General features: G+C 41.1%; 6 protein-coding genes. 5 read left to right on the forward strand and 1 reads right to left on the reverse strand.

The features are described from left to right. From ACEW8U_RS01440 to ACEW8U_RS01460, 5 genes are all read left to right on the forward strand, one after another. Positions 1–302 (forward strand): hypothetical protein (locus ACEW8U_RS01440; protein WP_373520254.1); only part of this gene is annotated, 302 nt, incomplete at its 5' end. Between the two features lie 187 nt (positions 303–489). Further along, positions 490–1,008: a Crp/Fnr family transcriptional regulator gene (locus tag ACEW8U_RS01445; RefSeq protein ID WP_373520255.1), complete on the forward strand. Its 519-nt coding sequence runs from the start codon at positions 490–492 to the stop codon at positions 1,006–1,008. Between the two features lie 73 nt (positions 1,009–1,081). Beyond that, the gene (locus ACEW8U_RS01450) at positions 1,082–1,447 is read left to right on the forward strand and encodes a DoxX family protein (RefSeq protein WP_373520256.1); all 366 of its coding nucleotides are present in this window, start codon (positions 1,082–1,084) and stop codon (positions 1,445–1,447) included. Between the two features lie 25 nt (positions 1,448–1,472). Next, positions 1,473–1,931 (forward strand): nuclear transport factor 2 family protein, encoded by a 459-nt coding sequence (locus tag ACEW8U_RS01455; protein ID WP_373520257.1) that lies wholly within the window; start codon positions 1,473–1,475, stop codon positions 1,929–1,931. Between the two features lie 17 nt (positions 1,932–1,948). After that, the gene (locus tag ACEW8U_RS01460) at positions 1,949–2,308 is read left to right on the forward strand and encodes a hypothetical protein (RefSeq protein WP_373520258.1); all 360 of its coding nucleotides are present in this window, start codon (positions 1,949–1,951) and stop codon (positions 2,306–2,308) included. Positions 2,309–2,718: 410 nt separating this feature from the next. Here ACEW8U_RS01460 and ACEW8U_RS01465 read toward each other — a convergent pair whose 3' ends face one another. Next, entirely contained in the window at positions 2,719–3,510 is a 792-nt protein-coding gene (locus tag ACEW8U_RS01465) for a transposase (protein ID WP_373520259.1), read from the reverse strand. Positions 3,511–3,873 lie beyond the last annotated feature (363 nt).

Genomic DNA, 3,873 nt, shown 5'->3' on the forward strand with positions numbered 1-3,873 from the left:
TCTTTCATAACAAAACTCGCGAACAAGATGTCTTAACCAAACCTTTTAAGAAGAACCAAGTAGAAAGCATTTATTGGATTACCCATAATATAATAAGCCAGGATACCATAGATGTAAATATTGGAGGATGGACAATAGGAAAAGTAAACAAGAAAACAATATCTCTTGGACTTTGGTGCGGAGGAACAATGGGTTATATTCAAGAGGGCAGGTTTATTTACTATAAGAATACTAACCATTGGGAATTCATTTCAGGAGATAAAATCATTACAGAAAAGCAATCTCAAGCAAGAAAAAGATAAAATGCCCATAACATAGCTGTATTCGATACTGCGGGCGCGGTTGTAATTCCGGCAGCAGTTCTTTTGCTTAGGGGCTACGGGCTGACAAGGCACTGCCTTTCAATCCCGCAGCATCGCATACAGCCAATACGTTACCTGCAACCGTATTGGACAAGTGCTTTAATAAAATAATACAGTTAAAACTGACATGAATATTTTTGAAACGGGGACAATAAAATCAATTTCAAAAGGAACTGTTCTTTTGAGACAAGGTGATGTTTGCAAATTTGGCTGTAAGATCATTAGGGGTTGTTTGAAAAGTTATCTTATTGACGATTCGGGAAAGGAGCATATCATGCAATTTGCTCCTGAAGGCTGGCTAATTACAGAAATGAATAGTTTATTTAATGAAACTCCTTCCAGTATAAATATTGAAGCCATTGAAGACAGTGATGTATATTGGTTACAAGGCAAAAAAATGGATGTTTGGGATAATGCGACCAGGGAAGAACTTCTTGAACAAATAAATCTTTTGACCCGAAATATTATCTCGGCAAACAAGCGAACAAGAATGTTATTAAGCTCTACAAGTGAAGAGCGATATCTGGACTTTATTGAAACCTACCCAACCTTAGCACAACGACTTCCGCTTAAACAAATCGCAGCTTACATTGGCATTACACCCGAATATCTGAGTGAGATACGAAGAAAAGTTGCCGGCAAATAAATTTCTTAAACTACCTTAAGAGATAGGTTTTCTTTTAGCCGCATTTTTGCCCTATCATTTTAGAGCAAAAATTATGACAGTTAAAACAAAGAACATTATTACATGGGGGCTTGCGGGCTTACTTGCCTTTGCATTTTTGGGTTCCGGCATTACCAAGCTTCTTGGCGTTGATATGCAAATCAAGAATTTAGAGAGTTGGGGCTATCCGGTCTGGATGCGTTTTCCAATTGGCATAAGTGAAGTTGGATTTGCAATTGGCCTGCTTATGCCTGCCTACCGTAAATGGATTGTTTACAGCATTTTCGCTTGGGGAGTAATTGCAATATACACTCATATTCAGGCAACTCCGCCACAATATGAAATGCTGGGCGGCCCCATTCTATTTCTGCTGCTTAACACGGCTCTTTTGCTCTTATCAAACTCGAAACCAAGACCATAATTCAATAACATTAAAAACAAGTAAAATGAATATCACAACTCAAGATTTACTAGAAATCCAGAACCTGATAGCAACTTACTGTATTGCTACAGACAACAAAGACGTAGAAGGATTTATGAACTGCTGGGTAAGCCCAGATGAATTCGGAGGCTATGACAGTGGCGCTTTTGGCAATATGAAAACCTGGGACGAATTAAAAGCATTTGAAGCTCACCACGTAGGTCCTGGGGGTGATGCCAATGGAAAAAGGCATCAGGCAACCAACATCATTATTCAACCTTTGAGCGATACCGAAGCAAGCGTGACCCATGACATGATTGTACTGGAAGTAGCCGCCATACCTATGATTGTGGCAACTGCTCGCTATAACAATAGCAAAGTAGTAAAGACAGATAAGGGATGGAAATTTAAATGGCGTAAACTTGATATTGATACAGGCTTCTTCAAACTCATGGAACAATGGCAGCAAAATCAGGCTAAGTAATTAGCCTAAATCGTGTTATGAAAAATGAACTTCTATCAGAGTTTATCTCTCTTGATACAAATGCAAAAGTTATCGTATTGTTTGGCGGTAGCCCCAAAAGACGGGATGAAGTAATCAGGCAATTGATGCAGCTTGAAGGCGTGACCATTATTGGAACCTTAAGCGAGCGAGAAGGAATAGATAAACTTTTGGAACATAAAAAGGTAGATTTAGTTTTGATTGGAGGGCAATATACTGACGAACAAAGAATTCGCATTCGTTCGTTTGTTAGAAACAATTTACCTGTTGCAGAAATTACTGAACCTGGATATGATTACCCTTACAGCAATGAAGCAATTTTTAATTATGTAAAAGATAAATTAAAATTGATTGTTTAATAGGCAGGAATAATAGATAATTCAAAAAGCATGAGTATGACAACTCATCCTTTTTTATTTTAAGGCATATGCCAAATATATTGAGTATAGCCATTTTGATTCAAAAAAGAAAGCCAGTGCATAACATTTAGCCTACTAGAGAAAAGCCCTTGAAAAAAAGCCCTGATTGATGCATTCATCTTTCAGGGCTTTTTGCTAGTGGCTGTTGACTGACATCCGTAGGGTGAAACGGCTGCTAGGTGGATTAGTAGGCTAGCTATTGGTCTATAGTGTTTTTTTACTGTTGCATAAATTGTGTTTTTTGGAAGTATTTTCTGTTTTGGACATAAAATCCCCTACCCAGTAAATGGGGCTTTTTAACTTTGGGATGTCCTGGACCAAGCCACTGTCTTCATTGGTCCCTTTGGATCTCAAGATGGGGCCGGAGTGGATCTTATGGGTTTTGGTTTCCTGTTTGCCTTGTCCCTTGTATCGAAGAAGACTGTCATTCTTCCGGTCTTGCAGCAGGGACATTTGAAGATATCCCTACCGTATTTTTCGAGCATTCTTATTTGAAAAGGGATTTTCACCTTTGGTTTTTCAGGTTCCATGTTCATTGATGACCGGATCTGGGCCAACCTCTCACCCTTTCGCTGAAGCCTCAGATACCCAAAGTGTCTGATCTTGACAAACCTTTTTGGAAGGATGTGTTGCTCAAACCTTCTGAGGAATTCCTGATGGGGAAGTAACATCTGCTTTGTTCTGGAACCGTCTGCGTAGTCCTTGTAGCTGAACCTGATGTGGGAGTCATTGACTTCAAGGATCCTGTGCCTTGTGATGGCGATCTTGTGTGTATAGCGTCCGAGATACTCCACGACCCTGTCGGGCGAACCGAAGGGAGCCTTGGCATAAACATTCCATTTTTTGAACCTGTCCCTGCTTCCCTTCCCGGCCACTACCTTAAGCTGCATATCTGCCCTGCTGATATGTTTCATCTCCAGAAAGCGGAGTTCGCTTAGCCTGATTCCGGTACCATAAAACAAAGCGATGATTGCCCTGTGCTTGAGGTTGGAAGTCGATCCGAGGACCTTTCCGACCTGTTCCTGCGTCAGGATATCGGGAAGCCTGAATTCCTTTCTGGGATAGAGGGCATGCGGAACTACATAAGCAGAGGGCAGAATATGCTTGAAAAAGAAACTGCAGCTCTGGGCTGTTCCCGCAATTAGCGGGACAGGCTATCCTGCATTTGTCCCTGCCTACGCCGTGTTCTTTCTTGATGTAATTGATGTAGGAGGCAATCCCGATTCTCGGGACAGGTAGTGTTCTTGGGTAAGCTGCTCGGGGTTGAGATGACTGTAATAGGCAAAGATATAGCGCATCTCGGCCATATAGTTGCGGATGGTCATGGGGGAATAGGCCTTGGCTTCCAGAAATGAGGCCAGCTTCAGCAGATACCCCTGTGCGGGATCATTGAGAACGACAGTCCCTAAGGTGTTTTTTTTTAGATTCCATAATGATTGATTTTGATTTGATGGAATTTAAACAGAATTTAGGTAATTCGCTCACCCGGAGGGTGTCAGTTCAAC

It is taken from the genome of Aquiflexum sp. (assembly GCF_041751335.1).
GTDB lineage: Bacteria > Bacteroidota > Bacteroidia > Cytophagales > Cyclobacteriaceae > Aquiflexum.